At 35.0% G+C, this 22004-nt stretch carries 13 protein-coding genes; all 13 read right to left on the reverse strand.

Annotated elements, in window-relative coordinates; genetic code table 11:
* Nucleotides 1-24: 24 nt before the first annotated feature.
* The 13 genes from queG to nrfD all read right to left on the reverse strand — a co-directional run bounded on the left by queG (nucleotide 25) and on the right by nrfD (nucleotide 21982).
* Nucleotides 25-948 (reverse strand): tRNA epoxyqueuosine(34) reductase QueG, encoded by a 924-nt coding sequence (queG, locus tag ABD963_RS01050; RefSeq protein ID WP_425562780.1) that lies wholly within the window; start codon nucleotides 946-948, stop codon nucleotides 25-27.
* A gap of 40 nt (nucleotides 949-988) precedes the next feature.
* Nucleotides 989-2011, reverse strand: coding sequence for a Holliday junction branch migration DNA helicase RuvB (gene ruvB / locus ABD963_RS01055; RefSeq protein WP_345275083.1), 1023 nt, complete (start codon nucleotides 2009-2011; stop codon nucleotides 989-991).
* A gap of 402 nt (nucleotides 2012-2413) precedes the next feature.
* Entirely contained in the window at nucleotides 2414-5992 is a 3579-nt protein-coding gene (locus tag ABD963_RS01060; protein ID WP_345275084.1) for a M1 family aminopeptidase, read from the reverse strand.
* An 18-nt stretch (nucleotides 5993-6010) separates the two neighbouring features.
* Nucleotides 6011-6895 (reverse strand): ABC transporter ATP-binding protein, encoded by an 885-nt coding sequence (locus tag ABD963_RS01065; protein ID WP_345275085.1) that lies wholly within the window; start codon nucleotides 6893-6895, stop codon nucleotides 6011-6013.
* A gap of 159 nt (nucleotides 6896-7054) precedes the next feature.
* Nucleotides 7055-8941 carry an OmpA family protein gene (locus ABD963_RS01070; protein ID WP_345275086.1) on the reverse strand — a complete coding sequence of 629 codons (1887 nt, stop codon included), beginning with the start codon at nucleotides 8939-8941 and terminating at the stop codon, nucleotides 7055-7057.
* A gap of 19 nt (nucleotides 8942-8960) precedes the next feature.
* Nucleotides 8961-9917 (reverse strand): PorP/SprF family type IX secretion system membrane protein, encoded by a 957-nt coding sequence (locus ABD963_RS01075; RefSeq protein WP_345275087.1) that lies wholly within the window; start codon nucleotides 9915-9917, stop codon nucleotides 8961-8963.
* A 28-nt stretch (nucleotides 9918-9945) separates the two neighbouring features.
* The gene (locus ABD963_RS01080; RefSeq protein WP_345275088.1) at nucleotides 9946-14637 is read right to left on the reverse strand and encodes an Ig-like domain-containing protein; all 4692 of its coding nucleotides are present in this window, start codon (nucleotides 14635-14637) and stop codon (nucleotides 9946-9948) included.
* A gap of 226 nt (nucleotides 14638-14863) precedes the next feature.
* A complete protein-coding gene (locus ABD963_RS01085; protein ID WP_345275089.1) occupies nucleotides 14864-16657 on the reverse strand; it encodes a cytochrome c oxidase subunit I in 1794 nt (597 codons plus the stop codon).
* A gap of 27 nt (nucleotides 16658-16684) precedes the next feature.
* A complete protein-coding gene (locus ABD963_RS01090; protein ID WP_345275090.1) occupies nucleotides 16685-17746 on the reverse strand; it encodes a cytochrome c oxidase subunit II in 1062 nt (353 codons plus the stop codon).
* Nucleotides 17747-17776: 30 nt separating this feature from the next.
* On the reverse strand, nucleotides 17777-19132 hold the full coding sequence (locus ABD963_RS01095; protein ID WP_345275091.1) for a quinol:cytochrome C oxidoreductase: 1356 nt from the start codon (nucleotides 19130-19132) through the stop codon (nucleotides 17777-17779).
* Nucleotides 19133-19145: 13 nt separating this feature from the next.
* Nucleotides 19146-19700 (reverse strand): c-type cytochrome, encoded by a 555-nt coding sequence (locus ABD963_RS01100; protein WP_345275092.1) that lies wholly within the window; start codon nucleotides 19698-19700, stop codon nucleotides 19146-19148.
* A 1-nt stretch (nucleotide 19701) separates the two neighbouring features.
* Nucleotides 19702-20238, reverse strand: coding sequence for a DUF3341 domain-containing protein (locus ABD963_RS01105; RefSeq protein ID WP_345275093.1), 537 nt, complete (start codon nucleotides 20236-20238; stop codon nucleotides 19702-19704).
* Between the two features lie 10 nt (nucleotides 20239-20248).
* Nucleotides 20249-21982, reverse strand: coding sequence for an NrfD/PsrC family molybdoenzyme membrane anchor subunit (gene nrfD / locus ABD963_RS01110; RefSeq protein WP_345275094.1), 1734 nt, complete (start codon nucleotides 21980-21982; stop codon nucleotides 20249-20251).
* Between the last annotated feature and the right edge of the window lie 22 nt (nucleotides 21983-22004).

Here is a 22004-nt window from a genome sequence, read left to right on the forward strand (position 1 = left end):
ATAATCCAATATTAAGGACATTAATTATTTTAGAAAATTAATATTTCTTTTTAAACCAGAAAACTTAGTTCGCTTTACTGCAGAATTTTTAAAAACCTTTACGAAAGTATCATTTGTAATCTCCTCCCAATCTTTTTTGGTCATGGAGAGTAGTTCTGGATGTGGGTTAAACAATGGCTCTGCGTGCGCTTTTGAAAATCGATTCCAAGGGCATACGTCTTGACAAACATCACAACCAAACATCCAATCGTCTAGTTGCCCTTTAAATTCAGTAGGAATATTTTCTTTTAATTCAATAGTGAAATAGGATATGCATTTACTGCCATCTACCACATACGGCTCAGTGATAGCTTGAGTAGGGCAAGCATCCATACAAGCAGTACAAGTTCCACAATGGTCGGTTGTTGGGGAATCGTACTCCAATTCTAAATCTACAATTAATTCGGCAATAAAATAGAACGAACCCACTTGTTGGGTTAATAAATTACTATGTTTACCAACCCAGCCTAAACCGCTTCTTGCAGCCCAAGCTTTATCTAAAACAGGGGCAGAATCTACAAAAGCACGCCCTTGCACATCTCCTATTTCATCTTTGATAAAGCTTAAAAGTAATTTGAGTTTGTCTTTTATTACAAAATGATAATCGGTTCCATAAGCATATTTGGATAGTTTGTAGCTTTCTGAATTTTGAATCTCGGATGGAAAATAATTAAGCAATAAAGAGATCACACTTTTGGAGCCTTCAATCAGTTTTGTCGGGTCTAAACGCTTGTCAAAATGGTTTTCCATATAACGCATCTCTCCATGCATGTTTTTTTTCAACCATTTTTCTAATCGTGGTGCTTCTTCTTCTAAAAATTGTGCTTTACTAATTCCACAAGACAAAAAACCGAGGCGTTTAGCTTCGGTTTTTATGAGTTTTGTATGTTTTAATTTATTGTTTATCATTTTATGAGATTCCGAAACAAATTCAGAATACTGGTTAACTTCAAAACAATCCACCTTGCGTGGGTCCTTTTATTTTGCCTAAATGTTTATAGGCCTGTTCAGTGACTTCACGCCCACGTGGGGTTCGCATAATAAAGCCTTGTTGGATTAAAAATGGCTCATAAACCTCTTCTATGGTTTCGGGGCTTTCGCTAACTGCTGTGGCAATAGTTGAAATACCAACTGGACCGCCTTTAAATTTTTCAATGATGGTTGATAAGATTTTATTGTCCATTTCATCTAAACCATGGGTGTCTACATTAAGTGCTTCTAGTGCAAATTTTGCTATTTTAATGTCTATTTTACCATTGCCTTTTATTTGAGCAAAATCGCGAACACGACGTAACAAAGCATTTGCTATACGGGGTGTACCACGGCTACGACCTGCAATTTCTACCGCTGCTTCCATAGAAATTGGCACATCCAAAATAGTGGCACTGCGTTGTACGATGGTGGTTAACAATTCGGTGTTATAATATTGCAATCTACTTTGAATACCGAAACGGGCACGCATGGGCGCTGTTAACAACCCTGAACGAGTAGTCGCTCCAACTAATGTAAAAGGGTTTAAATTGATTTGAACGGTTCTGGCGTTTGGCCCAGTTTCAATCATAATATCAATCTTGTAGTCTTCCATAGCAGAGTATAAATACTCTTCAACAATAGGACTTAACCGATGTATTTCATCAATAAACAATACATCGCGTTCTTCTAGATTGGTTAGTAAGCCAGCTAAGTCTCCAGGTTTATCCAAAACAGGTCCTGAAGTTACTTTTATGCCCACATTGAGTTCATTCGCGAGAATATGGGCCAAAGTTGTTTTACCTAATCCTGGAGGGCCATGAAATAAAGTATGATCTAAGGCTTCCGTTCGCAAATTGGCAGCTTGAACAAAAATTTGAAGGTTTTCCAAAACTTGTTCTTGACCTGTAAAATCGTTGAAAGCTAAAGGTCTTAACTTTTTTTCTACGTCTAATTCTTCTGGAGAAAAATGGTGATCTGTCGGGTCTAGGTTTTCGTTCATAACAACTTCTTGCGAAAAAAGGAATTTTATTAATTACTTTATGAGCTCTTCAAGATGCATTTCGGACATTACAAAAATGACAATTTATTTTATAACGATTAAAAAGGCAAAATACTTGTTGATTTTAAAATAAGTAAAACCAGATATGTTAGCCCTGAACTTAAGGCAACCAAAATTTCCCAATGATAAATATTAAACAGATGCTTGTCCTTTCTATTTTTTTTACCAAAATAATTGTTGCCCAATTTGTGCAAAGTGTAAATGACAATAAGAAATATGCCTATGGCAAAAAGCCAAAACTCAGTCATGTTTTCTGGATTATTTATTCTAAATATATAAACTAATTTAAATATGTTCAAATATAAACAAAAAGCCTTTCAGAATTGGAAAGGCTTTTTAATATTATTGTAAAGAAAGGTTCTTTATATTATCCTCATAAACCCTATCTATTAACAAGTGCCGAGGATCTATCGCTGCCTTTTTTGGTATGGAGTCGACAATAAAATTAAATGACATTGTAGGTTTGTTGATTTTAATGCGCTTTTCAAATAACAACTTTTTTTCTTCAGAATCAGAAAAGACACCAATATCAATCCAATCATTTATATCAACTTTTGTTTCGTTGCCAATAGAATCTGCCTTTATTTTATAAGATTCAATATCCATCGAAACTTCATATTTCCCATTATCTAACTTTTTATAGCTAGCTTCTTTTAATCTATTATCATATAGCGTTATGTCTTTAAACCAATCTTGAATTAAATAGTTTAAAGAGTCTGGTACTTTAGGCTCAAGATATTTTAAAAAATCTAATGATGTGGGATAAGGTGGTTCTTTATATTTATACTCATTAAGAAACTCTTGCATTGCTTCATTTACCTTTTCTTCACCTATATAGTCTTGCAGGGCATACAGAATAACACTTCCTTTTCCATAATGTATATGCCCTTGATTTTCTACTTTATAGAGTGGCAATTCATTATCTACCTCTCTACTTCTACCTCTTAAATATCTGTCGTGGTCGTATTTGAGAAATTCTCTCATTTTCATTGGTGTTTTAGAAATCCCCTTCATAGTCATTAATGACGAATATTCCGAAAAACTTTCGCTCATTAAAGTACTTCCTTGCATATTGGCACCTATTACTTGATGTGCCCACCATTGATGTGCCATTTCATGAGCTATTACGGCGTCTACAACATTGTTTTCTTCCTCATCTTCAAGGTTAATAATAAACCCAATCGCTTCAGAATAAGGCATCGTTCCAGGAAATGCTTGTGCAAAGGAAGCATAACGAGGAAATTCTACTATTCTGCATTGCTTATGATAATATGGGCCGAAATTTTCAGTATAATATTTTAAGGAACGTTCAACCGCATCCAACATCATGTTAACATTCCATGAATGCTTTTCGTCATAATATACTTCGATGTTTATTCCATTCCATCGTCTCTTAGCCACTTTGTACTTAGCCGAAATAAACGAATAGAAATTGAGAGATGGATGATCTGATTTGTAATGATAATAATTCCTACCTTTCTCTTGCCACTCGTTAATCAAAGAACCAGGTGCTATGGCAATTTGATCGCTAGAGGTGGAGATTATCGTTTCAACGTTTATAAAATCAGAACGACCATCGCTTATGTAATTCGCCATACAGTTTTCAGAACAGTTTTCCTCTAGTTCAGGCATTCTGTCTTTTGGACCTAATCCATATTTTCTGCGTTTATTTTTATCACTTAATTCATTACTGGAGTTATAGCCCAAACTTGGTAATATTTCAAAATTATTTAAGAATGTTCCATTATTTATTATACTGGTATTTCCACGTTCGTTTTCAAAACCCCTGGTAATAAATTGTGTATTGATTTCTACTTCTATCTCTTTTTCTGGTTGCAGCGGTTGGCTTAATTGATAGATTAAATATCCAAACTCTTCGTCATTTAAAACTAAACTTGCGTTTGGTATTTTAATCTCTGGTTCCCACCTTTTATCGATAACAAAATGAATGGAATCAATGGCTACATTTGTTTTATTTGTAAGCTTAACTTTAGCTTTCACCAATACATCTCTTTTGTAAGGAAAAATGTCTATAAAATATTTGGCGCCTGTTACCTTTGGAAGTTTAACTTTTTCATACTTTTTATATTTCTTTTCAAAATTGGAGAGGAAAACTTCTTGTTCATCTGAAGTTCTATAAGTGTTTAAAACTTGGGTATTATAATAGACAAATACCGCTACTAAAATCCAAACCACAAAAAACCCATAAATTAAAATTTTGTATCCCTTGGATAAATCTTTTCTAGCCGTTTGAATTTTATCTTTTAAAGAACTTATAACCCCTCTATTCCATAAAGCTCCTGCAATTAATAAACAAACTATTGAAAAAAGGATCCAATATAGATTAAACCACATGGCTCCCTTCAATCCTGGTCCAAATCCATTCATATCTGAATAAGCCAATGAAGGTCTAGCTCCTATTTCTAGCATATTACTTTGAATATCTAAAATAGCTAGGATAATTTCCCAAATGAAAATGACCGCAATTGAAACAAAATATCCTAAATATTTGTTGTTCATTACTACTTGTATCATAATCATTACGCTACTCCAAATAATGTAAGTAATGAAATTTGAATAGAAAAAATCCAGAAAATAAACATCTAGTTCTATTCTGGTATAACCGTTAAGTAATTGGTAAACAACCCCACAAAGCACAAAAAACACATGTAAAATTAAAGTAATACTTACCAAAGAAAGTGCCTTTGCCGATAAGGATATTAATGATTGATGGGGCGTTGAATCAATTACTTCATTAATTTTGCTATCTCGATCTCGCCAAATTAATTCGCCACTAAAAAACACTAAAATAATAACTACAAAAATTCCAGAAGCACCATTTATCTCATCTATGAGTTTGTAGGTTAATGGATAAGATTGTAAACCAAAATACTCAAAACCTCCAGCTAAATTAGTGATAAGTATAATGGCACTAAAAATAAATAAGATTTTGAATGTGACACTTTTAATTATACTTATCAAATTTATATAGAAAAAGCTTTTAAACTGAAGCCAATTGGTTTTACCATCAAACTGAAAATTGAGTTTGGGTAAAGTATAAATGGTATTATCTCCAATGCGTTGTTTTGTTTCCTTTTTAGCTTTTTTATTTTTTTCTTGAAATGAAAATGTGAAATAGGAAAGAAGTAAAATTATAACACCTAAAGAAATCCAAATCATTCTGTTCCACATAACCAGACCTGAAAATGTTGGACTCAGTGTATTTTTCTCCATGGGAGTGTAGTACTGAGATTGAATTGAATAGGTACGATTTCCAAAAATATCTGTTAGAGCTGCTAAAGTTTCATTATCAATATCAGACATCAAATTACCTGAGATAATATAAGCAACAATTATTATTAATGTGCCTGCAAAAGAAATAACAGTACTTCGCCATTTATTAGAAATCGCATAAATAACAGTTCCTACAAAAAACATATTTGGAAGCACGAAAATAAAATAGTTATTTATAAAAGTTTTAATGTAAAAACTTCCAAATCGTTCAGGATCGACCCAACCGAAAACAGGCGCCATGAATGAGCCAACAAGAACTCCTATATAAACTCCAAGTAATGGTATGGTTGCTAAAATTAAAGCTGCAAAAAATTTGCCGAAAAAATATCCTGATTTACTAAGGGGCGTACTAAAAATTATTTCGTTAAAATTACTATTAAAGTCTCTTAAAGCAGCGTTATTATAAAATGCAGTAGCAATGAGCAACCCAAAAATAGTCATTGTGCTAATGTAAACAGTTATGATATGAGGTGCATTTTTATAAACGTTACCAATAGAGCCACCAATTACCACATTGTCACTAACTATAGCAAAAAACACAAGCAAACTTATTACCCCCAAGAAAATATAAATCATGGGTTGCTTTAATGTATATTTTAATTCTGATGTAAAGAATGTTTTAAACATAATATTAAAGCTGGTTTATTAAACAAGAATGTTTGTAGTATTAATTTTGGAGAAGAATACGTCCTCTAAATTTGGAGTTACTAATTCAAAACCATCGCCAGGATTTGACTCCTTAAGGATGTGAATCAATGGTTTACCCCCAGACATTTTATTTGAAATAATATCGTATTTATTCGCATACATTTCCAACTCTTCCCTTTCAACTAGCTTTCTATAAACTCTGCCATCTAGCTCTTCAATTGCACTTTGTGGAGATCCTTGATATACAATTCTACCAAAATTCATAATGGCCATTTTAGTACATAGTTCTCTAACATCATCAACTATATGCGTAGAGAGAATTACTACAACCTCCTTGCCTACATCTGCCAATAAATTATAAAATCTGTTGCGTTCTCCAGGGTCTAGTCCGGCGGTTGGTTCATCTACAATAATTAGCTTTGGCTCTCCTATAAGAGCTTGAGCAATACCAACTCGTTGTTTCATCCCTCCTGAAAAACTTTTAACACTTTTGTTTCGTTTATCAAATAAGTTTACTTTATCCAGTAAATAATTTACTACTTCTTTTCTCTCTGAAGCCTTTACAATTCCTTTTAATATGGCCATATGATCCAGTAATTGCTTTGCCGTAATACGCGGGTAAACACCAAACTCTTGTGGCAAGTACCCTAAAACTTTTCGGAGTTCACTGGGTTGGTTTATTATATCTATGTCTCCCAAGGATGCTGAACCTGAATCGGCCTCCTGTAAAGTTGCCAAGGTTCTCATTAATGAAGATTTGCCAGCTCCGTTAGGTCCTAACAAACCAAATATTCCATTTTCAATTTCTATAGTCACATCATCCAGCGCTTTAACACCATTAGGATAGGTTTTTGATAGGTTGGTAATAGTTAATTTATTCATGAAGAAATATTTATACAGTTAAAACAATATGACGGTTTGTATGCTAATTCGTTACAATTTACAGTTAAAAAAATAAATATTAACAAAAAGCCTTTCCAAATTGGAAAGGCTTTCAAATAATTATTGGTTAAATTTATGGTAGGATATTTAGGTTTTCATTTAATTTAAAATGGTGAATTCGCAACGTCGGTTAATGTCGTATTCCTCGTCATTGCAAATACCTTCTTTGACACAATCATTAAGTGGTTGCATTTCGCCATAGCCGATGCTTTTTAATCGGTTTCTCTCAACACCTTGGCTTACCAAATAATCCAATGTAGAGGCCGCTCGACGTTTTGACAACTCTAAATTATATTGATCAGGACCACGTGCATCGGTATGGGCAGACACTTCAACTTCCATAGTTGGGTATTTCTTCATTAAATCTACCAAAACATTTAAAGTAGTGGCAGCATCCTCCCGGATATCCGATTTATCAAAATCGAAATATATTTTTTCCAGTTCAATTTGTACATCACCTTTTTCGTTTTCTTTAACACGTTCCTCGGCGTCAGCAAAAGACTCTAAATTTAAATAAATATTGTGTTGAACTTTACCTTTACTATCTGTTGAAAACTCAACATCTTGAGGAATATAGGCTTTTCTAGTACCCCTAACTTTGTATTTTTTATTGGGTTCGATTTTGAAAATATAATAGGCATTATCACCCACTAAAGTATCTTGAATGACGGTATTGGATTCATCAAATAAGGTTACCAAAGAGCCCCCTAACAATTCTTTACTGTTTTTATCTTGAACAATACCTTCCACTTGATAGACAGTTAATGGATTTATTCCACGTGAAAAACCAAATATTCGGTCATAGCCAGTGCGGTTAGATGACATATACCCTTGGTTATTTTTTTCTCTTATCACAAACGCAAAATCATCCAAATTACTGTTTATAGAGCTTCCTAAATTCACGGGTTTGTCAAAACCCCCATTTACCATATTACTTCTAAACACATCCAAACCACCATATCCTTCATGACCAATAGATGAAAAATATAATACGTTATATTCACTTAAAAACGGAAATTGTTCGCGGTGTTTTGTGTTAATGACTTCTCCTAAATTTTCTGGTTCTCCATATGTACCATCATCATTTATGTCCACTCGGTAAATATCAAAACTTCCGAAAGTTCCAGGCATATCACTAGCAAAATATAATGTTTTTTCATCTTTACTTAATGCAGGGTGCTCTGTGCTGTAACTATCTGATGTAAATGGCAATGCAGAAACATTTGCCCAAACACCATCCACTAATTCCGCTTTATAAATTTTAATATGAGCAATTCGCTCTTGGTCTGTTTTGCTTCGAGTGGAGTTCGTTCTATTAAAATACATGGTTTTGCCATCTTTGGTAAAAACCGCATTGCTTTCATGGGAATCTGTATTGATGGCATCAGAAAATGGTTGCACATTCTCTAAGGTGTTTAAATTTGTTAAAGTAGCATTATATAAATCTAAATATGGCAGATTATTCCATAAATATGATGGGTTTTCAGTGTTTCTTGCCGAAGCAAAAGTTACTTTATCATCACCAAAAAATGACAATCCAAAATCACTACTGGAGCCTTCATTTACAACTTGCTCAAGCTTAAACGAGTGTGGTGTAGTTTTATCTGTTTCCTCTATAAAAGCTTGGGTATTGACTGGTTTATTGTAATATAGACTTAAATGCTTATCAGCTTCTTTATAGTCTTTCACGCCCTTTAATGCTTGTGCATATCTAAAATGATACTCAATATCGATTGAATCACCATATTCTACAAATAATTCCCTGTAGGTTTTAACAGCCTTTTGAAGACTCGTGTTGTAGTAATAACTATCTGCCAAATTTTGGAGCACTTCTTGGTTGCGTTCTTTAGTTTCATAAATTTCGGCAGCATTGGTATATGCCTTTATTTCGAAAAGCTTATCCGCTCGTTTTGTATTACTTTTTTGCGCTAAAGCCATTCCACTAACTAATAAAAGGCTCGCTAGTATGTATATATTTTTTTTCATCTTTCCCTATTATTAAATTTTAGAAGAATCTTGGTGAACGATCGTATCCGTTCTTAAATCCGAATAAATCAACATCAAACAAAATAAATATCTCATGAGACCCTGAATTAAAATCCCCTAAGTTAGTAGTTGTATAATCGTATGCATAACCTATTCGAAGCTCTGGAGTAACTCTAAAATTAATTAAAGCACTCATGGCATCTCCCAAACGATAGCCCAAACCAGCTTCAATCCTTTCATCAATCAGTACATTAGCTGTAACATCTAAAGCTAATGGGGCACCTTTTACACCTCTAGCCATAAAAGCAGGCTTGAGTTTTAAATTTTGATTAATATCGAAAACATAACCTCCAGTTAAAAAGTAATGGACATTTTCGACACCAGTTGCTTTAATGCCATTTTGGTCTTCTAAATGTTTTGTTGAAAGCATATTTGGAGCCGATAACCCTAAGTAATAATTATTAGCAAAGAAGAATGCGCCTATACCAAGGTTTGGAAAAGCTCTACTAATGTTTTCATCAAAAGCAACATCAGTATTGGTCCCTCCTGATTGTAAAATAAAGCCATCAAAATTGGTATCAAATAAGGTTACGCCGGCTTTTAAACCAAATGATATTTTACTTTCTATACCTACTGGCAATACATAGGCAAAATCTGCATATATATTATTTTCGTTCACAACATCACCAATATTGTCGTTAGTAAAAGAGATTCCCATCTCAATCTTTTCGTTTATTGGTGTATGGGCAAAAAAGGTTCCTGTTTTTGGCGCACCTTCAATACCTACCCATTGACTTCTGTATAGGCCACCTAAGTTCAAAATGCCTTCTTCAGCCGTTGCATAAGCTGGGTTTATGATACTCATGTTATACATGTATTGTGTAAACTGAGGATCTTGCTGCCCAAAACTTTGTAATGACAAGAGCGTCAAACTTAACAAAGCAGCTATTTTATGATATATATTTAAATCTTTCATCGTTTCTAAATTTTGCTTTATCTATAAATTATCTGCTTAAGTATAAGCGTCCTTGCTCTGGGTTGTTTACACCATCATTAAATCTGAAAATGTAGAAATATACCCCTACTGGTAAATTGCCTTTAGCAACGACTCTAGATTGATTGGATGTCCCATCAAACCTAGGGGTGTTGGCATTTCCTTTGTAAACAATATTTCCATTACGATTGTAAATTTCAATTTCAAAATTTGGATATATTATGGCTAGATTATCAACATCAAATGTGTCATTAACACCATCACCATTTGGCGAGAACCCATCTGGTAATTGTAGTTGACCACATGCTGTCACATTTGGTGTAACCGATAATCGAATGCTACTTTCACACCCTGTAGTAATATCAATCAAAGCAGCATAATACGTTGTATTTGTTAACGTCATGCTTCCAGATACGGTTGCACCACCAATATCGGAATCATACCAAACCACGTTATATTGGGCTGAATTGTAATTTAAATTAGATGTCAAATCATTGATTGTTGGGTCATCATTAATACAATATTCCTGTGCTGGATTCAATAAAATTGGTGTTGGGGAATCATTTACAATAGCGTTTATTTGAGCAGATGACGATGATTCGCAACCTGTACTATTCGTTTGTGTTGCAAAATAATCTTCTCCATCAACAAGAGCCTCTGAGCCATTTAGTGGTAAGGTTAAAGCAGCATCTTGGTACCAGTTTATCGTCCCTGTTGAACTTATTAGGCTATTTAAATCCGACACAATTGGTACATCGGCAGCACAAAATTCTGGATTGCTATTTGTAACTGGAGGTGTTGGTGTATCATCAACAATAACTATGATATCTGCTGTTGAATCTGGAGCACAGGGTGTAACTGCATTTACCGTATAAGTATATACTCCTGGTGCATCAATGGCAGGATCGAAAATACCCGTGCCACTAGCTAATGCTGGTGACCATGTTCCGCCACTTTGAGCAGCAGCTCCTAACGACAGAAATAAATCTATTGGTGCATCAATCCTACATAATGCTACTGAATTATCTGTACCTGCATTTGGAGCTAAAGTAACTGTAACAACTACATTACTAGTATTGGTTCCGCAAGCGTTGGCTACTGTATAGGAATAAGTACCATCTGCATCTACCAAGGGATCAAAAACTCCCGTTCCGCTTGCTAATGCAGGTGACCATGTTCCTCCAACATCTGGAGTTCCACCTAATTGCGTAAATAAATCTACCGTTCCATTGTTGCTACATAAATCTAATGGAGCACCATCTGTTCCTGCACTTAAAGGTTCTTCAATGGTGATAGTTATCGTTTCGCTATCGTCAAGACATGGCGCAGAGGCCACGACTGTATAAGTAAAACTGTAAGTTCCCGCTGAAACTCCTGTAGAATCAAAAATATTCCCGGATAACGATCCTATAGCGTTATCATTGTTCCAAATTCCTCCGGCATCTTGTGTGCCATCCAAACCTGTAAATAAATCAATATTATTATCATTATTACAGGCCACAATGGGTGTTATATTTTGAGCTCCAGCATTAGGAGAAATATATATAGTTGCTAAAACTGGGGTTCTTACTGAGGATTCGCAACCTGTTGTGGCATCGGTTTGTGTCGCATAATAGGTTTGGCCGTCTATTAAAACTGTCGAGCCAGCTAATGTTGCTCCGCCCGTCGCAGCATCATACCATTGGATAGCTGTTCCTGTGGCTACCAAATCCGCTACCGTTGCGGTATCACAAAATTCTTGAGTTGATGATACTGTTGGAGCTGGAGTATCATTAATAACAATACTCACCGTCACATTAACATCATCGCAACTACCAATAGCAGTAACATCAAATGTGAAATTGAATGTTCCTTGGGTTAGCACATCAAGTGCTAACGTATTTCCCGTTAATGCTCCTGAAGCATTATCATCGTTCCAAATTCCTGTTTGGTCTTCACCTGTTAACAAGTCGAATAAATTATAAGTTTGACCCGTTGTTATATCGGCCAAACAAAATTCGGCAGGTGAATTAGGAGTACCAGATTCTGGTGCATCTTCAATAGTAACAGTCACAGTACTGCTGTTTGAACATCCATTGGCATCTGTTATGCTATATGTGTAATTATATGAACCAATAGTTAATATGGTTAAATCTACATTGCTTCCTGATAAAGCTCCTGATATGTTATCGTCATTCCAAAGACCACCTGCATCAACGGTTCCAGATAATTGTCCGAACAAATCTAATGGTGAATTGGCTACTAAATCATTTTCACAAAATGTCGCATTAGTTGGCGTACCTGTATTTGGTAACGGATTGATTATAATACTTACCGTTACGTTTACATCGTCACAACTTCCAATAGCTGTTACATCGTAAGTAAAGTTATAAGTAGCTGCGGATAATCCTGATAAATCAACAGTGTTGCCGGTTAAAGCTCCTGAAGCATTGTCATCATTCCATGTGCCTGTTTGGTCTTCACCTGTTAGTAAATCAAATAAATTAAAACTTGATGGTGCAGCTCCTTCACAAAATTCTACTGGTGGATTAGCAATACCCGATTCAGGGGCATCTTCAATAGTAACAGTCACAGTACTGCTGTTTGTACATCCATTGGCATCTGTAATGCTATATGTGTAATTATATGAACCAATAGTTAATATGGTTAAATCTAAATTGCTTCCTGATAAAGCTCCTGATGTGTTATCGTCATTCCAAATACCACCTGCATCAACGGTTCCAGATAATTGTCCGAACAAATCTAATGGTGAATTGGCTACTAAATCATTTTCACAAAATGTCGCATTAGTTGGCGTACCTGTATTTGGTAACGGATTGATTATAATACTTACCGTTACGTTTACATCGTCGCAACTTCCAATAGCTGTTACGTCGTAAGTAAAGCTATAAGTAGCTGCGGCTAATCCTGATAAATCAACAGTGTTGCCTGTTAAAGCTCCTGAAGCATTGTCATCATTCCATGTGCCTGTTTGATCTTCACCTGTTAGTAAATCAAATAAATTAAAATTTGATGGTGCAGCTCCTTCACAAAATTCTACTGGTGGATTAGCAATACCCGATTCAGGGGCAGGTTCAATAGTTATTGTTATGGCTTCTGTATCAGAACATATGCCATTATCAATGGTATAATTATAGGTATATGGACTGCCTGAAATTGTAAGCGTAGTTAAATCTAAAGAATTTGAAATAACATTGTTACTTGAATCTGTCCAAGTTCCACTGTTGTCATCTTGAGAACCATCTAAAGCATTAAACAAATCAAAAGGTGAATTTGCAGCCAATTCATTTTCACAAAATACTTGGTTTATGGCAACTCCTGCATTAGGATCTGCCAACACAATAACTTGAACTGTAGTTGATTCTTCAGGACAAGGATTCGGTAACAAATTTTGAAAATAAGTAAAATTATAAGTTCCAGGTATAAAACCCGTTAAATCTAAAGGACTTGTAACTACGGGGTCTGTACTTAATGTCCCTTGTGTCCATTGTCCACCAGTATCATAATTTTCGATCAATGTAAACAAATCAAAAGAAACTGGTAAACTAGCTTCACAAAACGATTCTGGATTTATCAGGGACGGAGTTCCCGATGTTAATGTTTCAAAAACAGTTATTGTAATATTAGAAGTAGCATTTGGACATGCATTATTACTTAATACAGTATATGTAAAAGTATATGTTCCAGCAGTGGTTAATGATGAAATATCAACTGTTCCTAAGTGACCATTTGAAGTTGGAACAGGACCTTTCCAAGTTCCTGTGATATCTGGAGTACCCGTTAATTCGTCAAACAAATTTAATGGTGCTGGTAAATTATCATTACAATATTCTAAGGCTTCTGAGTTACCCGCATCAACTGGATCATCTACTTCAACCATCACTGGAACTGCATTGCTTGTACAAAAAACATCATTGATTTGAATGTAATAAGTATTTCCATTTACTAACGGGGTGGTAGATGCAAGAACAGGAGGAATTGGGTCTCCAAAAACATCAACATTATTGTACCAACTGTAATTGGTTGCTGTGGTTCCAGGATTTAAATCAGCAATTGTGGGGTTGGTATCCGAACAAAAAGCTTGAGGGTTAGCAGGTGTTGGATCAGCAGGTGAGCTAAAAACACCAACCTGAGCAAGTTCTATTTGACTTCTGCAATTAGAACCATCTATAAAAACAATATATAGGTTAGTTCCTCCAACAGATAAAGTATCTGTAGTATTCGCTTGAATAGTTAAACTTAAATCGTAGAATATTTCAACTGATGTTACCCCTAATGGAAAACTTGGTAAAAGTACCTCGTCGATATAATCTTGAATTGTTCTGTTTTCATTACTACAATAAATTTTGTCTAAATTATCTCCCGAAGGATTAACTTGAAAATCTATTGTTATAGATTGTCTAACTCCACAAGATCCAGAATTGTCATCCGCATAATAAGTAAGACCATCACGCACCAATTGGGAGTTATTAAAGGGAACACCTCCACTTGCCAAACTATACCATACTATACCATTACCACCATCAGTTGCATAATCTGAACTTAAATCGGCAAAAGTATAACCAGAGGCATCACATATAGGTGGCGGCGAAGAGTTGGTTACTATCGGACATTGCGCATGCATTGAAAAAATTGCCAATAGAAAAACCGTCATAAGGGTAACAAAAGATTTTGTTACCCCAAAAAGGGGTTTTGTTTTCATAGATTTGGTTAATTTATTATTGTTTAATAGCATTTACTTATAACTAAATTTAAATATAAGATTAAGGGAAACCTTATAGACTAAATTATTTATAGGTGCAATTTAACTGATTTTTTTGTATTTCATCGATTTTTATGTAATTTTTTTACATTTTATCGAAAAAATATGCTTTTAAACAGAAAAGCCCACCTTTTCAGGTGGGCTTTTTTAGTGTATGTCTATAAAATTAATGCTGCAGTTCTTCTTCTCCATCCTTTAATGGAATGTTCTGAGGCACGAAATCATTGTCATGTCCCGGTTTACTATAATCGTAAGCCCAACGGTGTACATGAGGGATTTCACCTGGCCAGTTACCATGGATATGTTTAACCGGTGCGGTCCATTCAAGCGTATTAGATTTCCATGGATTTTGCTCGGCTTTTTTACCATAAAAAATACTGTAAAAGAAATTCCAAAGAAATACTATTTGAAATACTCCACCAATAACGGCAAAAATAGTAATCACAACGTTCACATCAGCTAAATCATCAAATAAAGGAAAATTACTATTAGTATAATAACGACGTGGTAAACCAGCCATTCCTATAAAATGCATAGGGAAAAATACACCATAAGCACTTATGGCTGTCACCCAAAAATGTATATATCCTAAATTCTTATTTAACATTCTTCCAAACATTCTAGGGAACCAGTGGTAGATTCCAGCGAACATTCCATAAAGTGCAGATATACCCATTACTAAATGAAAGTGAGCTACCACAAAATAGGTATCATGAACATTAATATCCAAAGCACTATCTCCAAGAATAATACCCGTTAAACCACCTGTAATGAAAGTTGATACCAAACCAATGGAAAATAACATGGCAGGGTTCATTTGTAGATTACCTTTCCAAAGCGTTGTGATATAGTTAAAGGCTTTTACAGCTGATGGAATTGCAATTAATAAGGTAGTGAATGTGAACACAGATCCTAGAAATGGATTCATACCTGAAATAAACATGTGATGACCCCAAACTATGGTTGACAAAAATGCTATAGCTAAAATGGAAGCAACCATGGCTCTGTAACCAAAAATAGGTTTACGAGAATTTGTAGCAATAATCTCGGAGGTTATACCTAATGCAGGTAGAAGTACAATGTATACTTCAGGATGACCAAGGAACCAAAATAAGTGTTCAAACAATACAGGTGAACCACCTTGATAATGCAGTACCTCACCTTGAATAAATATGTCTGACAAGAAAAAAGAGGTTCCAAAACTTCTATCCATGATTAGCAACAAGGCCGCAGATAATAATACTGGGAAAGAAATTACACCTATGACGGCTGTTATAAAAAATGCCCAAATAGTTAAAGGTAATCTTGTCATAGACATCCCCTTTGTTCGCAGGTTAATAACTGTTACAATGTAATTAAGCGATCCTAAAAGTGATGAAGCAATAAATATAGCCATCGAGACTAACCATAAGGTCATACCCATACCAGAGCCTCCTTGGGCCATTGGTAAAGCACTTAATGGTGGATATATCGTCCAACCGGCTGCTGCAGGTCCAGCTTCAACAAATAATGAGATAATCATTATGACACTTGATAAAAAGAATAACCAATAGGAAATCATGTTTAAAAAACCTGAAGCCATATCGCGTGCACCAATTTGTAATGGAATCAAAAGGTTACTGAATGTTCCACTCAATCCAGCTGTTAAAACAAAAAATACCATAAGCGTACCATGAATAGTAACCAATGCTAAATAAATATCAGCATCCATTACACCATCTGGAGCCCATTTTCCTAATAAAGCTTCAAAAATTACATTAGGTTCTTCTGGCCATGCGAGTTGCATACGCATCATCATAGAAAGGACAACCGCTATCACACCCATAATCGTTGCAGTGATCAGGTACTGTTTAGCAATCATTTTATGGTCCTGACTAAATATGTATTTAGTTATAAACGTTTCTTTATGATGATGTCCGTGGTCGTCTTCGTGAGCGTGAGTATCTGCGTGTGCTGACATAATCTTATATCGTTTTTATCTTTTTAATTAGTTAATTAGAGAGTTTTTAAATTCTTTTTGCTCTTTCATCCAAGCATCAAATTCTTCTTGAGTTTCTACTACTATCTTCATCTGCATATTATAATGAGATTTACCACAAATCTTATTGCATAACAATAAGTAATCAAACTCATATCTTAATTCTTGGCCTTTTGCTTCCACGGCTTCTTTCTTTCCGATCCTTATTTTATTGATATTTTCTACTTTTTCAACAATATCTGGGTTTTGTCTCATTTCAGCAGTGGTTACCGTTGGCGTAAATCCAAATTGGGTAATCATACCAGGAACACAATTCATTTGCGCCCTAAAATGTGGCATGTAAGCAGAGTGTAAAACATCTTGTGAACGCATTTTGAATAAAACAGGTCTTCCCACCGGTAAATGCAACTCTGTAGTAATTACATCATCTTGAGCATTAGGGTCAGCTTCATCTAATCCTAAAATGTTTGCACGATCAATATCTATTAAGCGGACATTGGCCTTACCTAAAGTGTTATCCGCTCCACCATATCTTGCTTTCCAGTTAAATTGTTGCGCGTATAATTCAACAACTAAAGGGTCATCACTTTCGTCAACACCCATAATGCTAATCCAAGTATTCAATCCGTATATAATTAAACCTGCCAAAACAATCACAGGAATGATGGTCCAGATAGCTTCTAGTTTGTTGTTATCAGCAAAAAACAAGGCCTTTCTACCTTTCTCACCCTTATATTTATAAGCAAAATAGTGTAATAAAAATTGTGTAACAGTTTGCACAAAAAAGATGATAATCATAGAAATAATCATCAGATTATCTATGGTGGGTCCATGTTCTGATGCCGAGTTTGACATCAAAGGCAAATCACCCCATTTTACAAAACAGATAATGGTGATAACATAAATGAATGCTAAAAAGCCCATCATTAGATATCCGTTTACGGCATTATCTTTATCACTAGCAACCTGAGAATTATCGCTTTTAGCTTGGGCTAAATCGAAAATCTTTACCATTTGCCAGATGGCAACCAAAATAAATACTAAAATTATAATTGTTAATAAAGCAGTCATTGTTATCGTTCGTCTTTATTTATATCTTAATTAATAATGAAAATCTTCACTTTCCTTTCTAAAAGGATATCCTTTTACTAGTAAAGGAGCTTTTGTTAACGCTGTAAATACAACAAATATGAATAACCCAGCAAAAAGTAATATGGAACTGATTTCAGGAATTCCAATAAACCATCTATCACCAACGGTTGCAGGCATAATCATGTTGAATATATCTATATAATGACCAAATAAAATAACCAAGCCCGTCATAACAACAAACCAAGGTATACGCTTATAATCGGCATTCATTAACATTAATATTGGGAATACGAAATTCATAACCACCATACCTAAGAATGGCAACTTGTAATCATTGAAACGTGTTACAAAATACGTTACTTCTTCTGGGATGTTTGAATACCAAATCAACATAAATTGTGAGAACCACAAGTATGTCCAGAAAATACTGAATGCAAACATAAATTTAGCCACATCATGCAAATGATTTTCATTTACAAATTCTAAATAATTTCTAGATTTTAAATAGATAGTTATCAAAGCTATTACTGTAATACCACTTACAAACATACTTGCAAATACATACCATCCAAATAATGTTGAAAACCAATGAGGATCGACACTCATTATCCAATCCCATGACATCATGGATTCGGTGTAAATAAAAAACACTAGAAAACCAGCAGAAATTCGGAACGACTTTTTGAAGTTACTTTTATCGTCTGCAGTATCTTGAGCTATAGAGAATTTACGTGAAAAATGACGATATAAACTCCAACCTGCAATAAATATTAAACCACGTATAACAAACCAAGGTAAATTTAAAAATCCTGATTTTCCTTGAATTAATTTATCGTGTGCAACTACTTCAGGGTCCATCCAAATAAATAAATTATAATGGCCTAAAGTTCCAGATGCCACTGCAATAGCTAATACTATTAATGCGCCTGGTAATAAGTAAGATGTAATGCCTTCCATCACTCTAAAAAGCACAGGAGACCATCCCGCTTGAGATGCTATTTGAATGGCATAAAAAGCTAAAACACCTAAAGCTATCATCATAAAGAAAAACGCTGCCACATACAAAGCAGACCATGGACGATTTGCTATTTGATGCTGAACATGCTCAACATGTTTTTTATGTTCATCAACTTGGGCATGAGCAGATTCTCCATGAGATTCAGCAGCATCATGGGCATCATGAGTTGGCGCAGCATGTGAGGCTTCTTCACCATGACCACCACCATGATGTGATTCTTCTGCAAGTAAGGTTTCAACCTCTTCAAAAGATTTATGAGATGTCATAAAACCATATCCAACACCTAATAATCCTAATATTATCAGAATGACAGAAAATGTTCTTAACTTATTTGAAAATGTGTACATATCTTATCTAATCTTACTTTTCTAAATCTGCTTTTAACTTCATCACATAGGATACCACTTGCCAACGCTCTTCTTCGTTAAGTTGGTTAGCATACGAGCCCATGGCATTTTTCCCATAATAGATAACGTGGTAAGTGCTTCCTTCATTGATAGCTCTAACAGCATCATCATAACTTGGTATACCAAGGATTTTTTCACGTTGTACCAACTTACCTTGTCCATTACCTTTGTTCCCATGACAAATACCACAATAAATCTCATATAGAACTTTACCTCTTTCTAAATCTACTTGAGTAGAATCTAAAGGGCTTTTTAAAGTTTCTTTAGCTAAATTGTAACCTTCTGTAGTGTTCTCTATATCAAAAGGAACAAATCCTCGAGGAATAGAACCTTGTGCTGGTATCTGTGCTTCAACTCCATTTGCAAATGCATTGGATTCTGCATAAGTTTCATAACCAACAGGTTCGTACATGTTAGGCATATATTGATAATTTGGGGCTGAATCTTTTTTACATGATACGGCTACAAATACAAATGCTATTACTAATATTTTTACTAAGCTTCTCATATTAATGCTCATCTTCTTTATCAATAATATTTACTTCTACTGCACCAGTTTCTTTTAAAAGGCTGGTAAGTTCGTTTTCGTTTCCATGAACTGCAATTTCCATCAAGAAATGGTCATCCGTTGTTCTTGGATCTGGATTTTCAGCCTTTTTGAATGGCCACATTCTACTTCTTAAATAAAAAGTAATAACCATTAAATGCGCCGCAAAAAATACGGTTAACTCAAACATAATAGGCACAAAGGCTGGCATATTTTCTAAGTAACTAAAGCTTGGCTTTCCTCCAATATCTTGAGGCCAATCTTCTATCATGATAAAATTCATCATCACAATGGCTACTGTTAATCCAACCAAACCGTACATAAATGAGGTAATGGCAATACGGGTTGGTGCTAATCCCATAGCTTTGTCTAGGCCATGAACCGGAAACGGTGTATATATTTCTTCGATATGATGTTTTTCTGCCTTGACCTTTTTAACAGCCGACATTAATACATCATCATCCGTATAAATAGCGTGAATAACTTTTGAAGCTTCCATTGACTCTATTCTAGTTTATTAATTTTTTAGCTTGTCCTGACCAATCATCACGCTCCGCTCTTCCTGGAAAAGAACCCGTAATACTGTCTAACAAATCGTATTCTTTTTTGGTCATCTTACTCACTTGAAGGAAGGAAAATATACCAATACTGTTTAATACTTCTTCCATTTTCGGACCAACACCACTTATTTTCTTTAAATCATCTGCTTTTTGAGTTGATGGATCGAATGTTCCTATGCTACTCAATAAGGAATTGGTCATTTCAGATTTATCTCCTTGAGTTAATTCTGTATTTGAAGTTACATTAGCTTTAACAATTCCAGAAGTTCTTTCATCAGCACCAGCACCAACTAAACTTTTTCCAGCTTCTCTTAAGTTTTTATACTTCTCTCCTGATGATTTTAAAATGGTTTTCACCTCTGCTTGAGCAATCACTGGGAATGTTCTAGAGTATAATAAGAATAAAACAAAGAAGAAACCTATGGTTCCAATAAAGATCCCTATGTCAACAAATGTTGGCGAAAACATAGTCCATGAAGATGGTAAGTAATCTCTATGCAAGGAGGTTACAATAATTACAAAACGCTCAAACCACATACCTATATTTACCACAATGGAGATAAAGAAAGAGAACATGATACTGGTTCTTAATTTCTTAAACCACATGAATTGTGGAGAGAATACGTTACAGGTCATCATCGCCCAATAAGCCCACCAGTAAGGACCCGTTGCTCTGTTTAAGAAGGCATATTGCTCGTATTCAACACCCGAATACCATGCAATAAACAACTCAGTAATATAGGCTACGCCTACAATAGAACCTGTTATCATTATTACAATATTCATCAATTCTATGTGTTGTACAGTAATATAATCTTCTAAATTACACACTTTTCTCATGATTATAAGAAGTGTATTTACCATGGCAAAACCAGAGAATACCGCACCTGCAACGAAGTAAGGTGGGAAAATGGTAGTATGCCAACCTGGAATTACCGACGTTGCGAAGTCAAAAGATACAATGGTATGTACAGAAAGTACCAAAGGTGTAGCTAAACCAGCAAGTACTAAAGATACTTCTTCAAAACGTTGCCAATCTTTAGCCCTTCCAGACCATCCAAAACTTAGTAATGAATATATTTTCTTTTGAAACGGTTTAACTGCTCTGTCTCGAATCATAGCAAAATCAGGTAACAAACCTGTCCACCAGAACACTAAGGATACTGATAAATAAGTTGATATCGCAAATACGTCCCAAAGTAAAGGTGAGTTAAAATTCACCCACAGCGATCCGAATTGATTTGGAATTGGTAGTACCCAATACGCTAACCATGGACGACCCATGTGTATAATAGGAAATAAACCTGCTTGAACTACCGAGAAAATGGTCATGGCTTCCGCTGAACGGTTAATTGCCATTCTCCATTTTTGACGGAATAGTAAAAGTACGGCAGAAATTAATGTTCCTGCGTGACCAATACCAACCCACCAAACGAAATTAGTAATATCCCAAGCCCAGTTTACTGTTCTGTTAAGACCCCAAGTTCCAATACCGGTAGAAATGGTATAAATAATACATCCAATTCCCCAAAGAAAAGCTGCTAGTGCAATACCAAAAACTATCCACCATTGCTTATTGGCTTTTCCTTCTACAGGTTTTGCAACATCCACGGTTACATCGTGGTATGATTTTTCCCCTGTAACTAAAGGTCTTCTAATAGGTGCTTCGTAATGAGACGCCATAATTATATAATTGATTCTTTAA

This window comes from Litoribaculum gwangyangense (assembly GCF_039543505.1).
GTDB lineage: Bacteria > Bacteroidota > Bacteroidia > Flavobacteriales > Flavobacteriaceae > Litoribaculum > Litoribaculum gwangyangense.

Excerpts from the sequence above, each read along its gene's own strand:
- queG (WP_425562780.1), bottom strand. The coding sequence starts at position 948 with ATGATAAACAATAAATTAAAACATACAAAACTCATAAAAACCGAAGCT.
- ruvB (WP_345275083.1), bottom strand. The coding sequence starts at position 2,011 with ATGAACGAAAACCTAGACCCGACAGATCACCATTTTTCTCCAGAAGAA.
- ABD963_RS01060 (WP_345275084.1), bottom strand. The coding sequence starts at position 5,992 with ATGTTTAAAACATTCTTTACATCAGAATTAAAATATACATTAAAGCAA.
- ABD963_RS01065 (WP_345275085.1), bottom strand. The coding sequence starts at position 6,895 with ATGAATAAATTAACTATTACCAACCTATCAAAAACCTATCCTAATGGT.
- ABD963_RS01070 (WP_345275086.1), bottom strand. The coding sequence starts at position 8,941 with ATGAAAAAAAATATATACATACTAGCGAGCCTTTTATTAGTTAGTGGA.
- ABD963_RS01075 (WP_345275087.1), bottom strand. The coding sequence starts at position 9,917 with ATGAAAGATTTAAATATATATCATAAAATAGCTGCTTTGTTAAGTTTG.
- ABD963_RS01080 (WP_345275088.1), bottom strand. The coding sequence starts at position 14,637 with ATGAAAACAAAACCCCTTTTTGGGGTAACAAAATCTTTTGTTACCCTT.
- ABD963_RS01085 (WP_345275089.1), bottom strand. The coding sequence starts at position 16,657 with ATGTCAGCACACGCAGATACTCACGCTCACGAAGACGACCACGGACAT.
- ABD963_RS01090 (WP_345275090.1), bottom strand. The coding sequence starts at position 17,746 with ATGACTGCTTTATTAACAATTATAATTTTAGTATTTATTTTGGTTGCC.
- ABD963_RS01095 (WP_345275091.1), bottom strand. The coding sequence starts at position 19,132 with ATGTACACATTTTCAAATAAGTTAAGAACATTTTCTGTCATTCTGATA.
- ABD963_RS01100 (WP_345275092.1), bottom strand. The coding sequence starts at position 19,700 with ATGAGAAGCTTAGTAAAAATATTAGTAATAGCATTTGTATTTGTAGCC.
- ABD963_RS01105 (WP_345275093.1), bottom strand. The coding sequence starts at position 20,238 with ATGGAAGCTTCAAAAGTTATTCACGCTATTTATACGGATGATGATGTA.
- nrfD (WP_345275094.1), bottom strand. The coding sequence starts at position 21,982 with ATGGCGTCTCATTACGAAGCACCTATTAGAAGACCTTTAGTTACAGGG.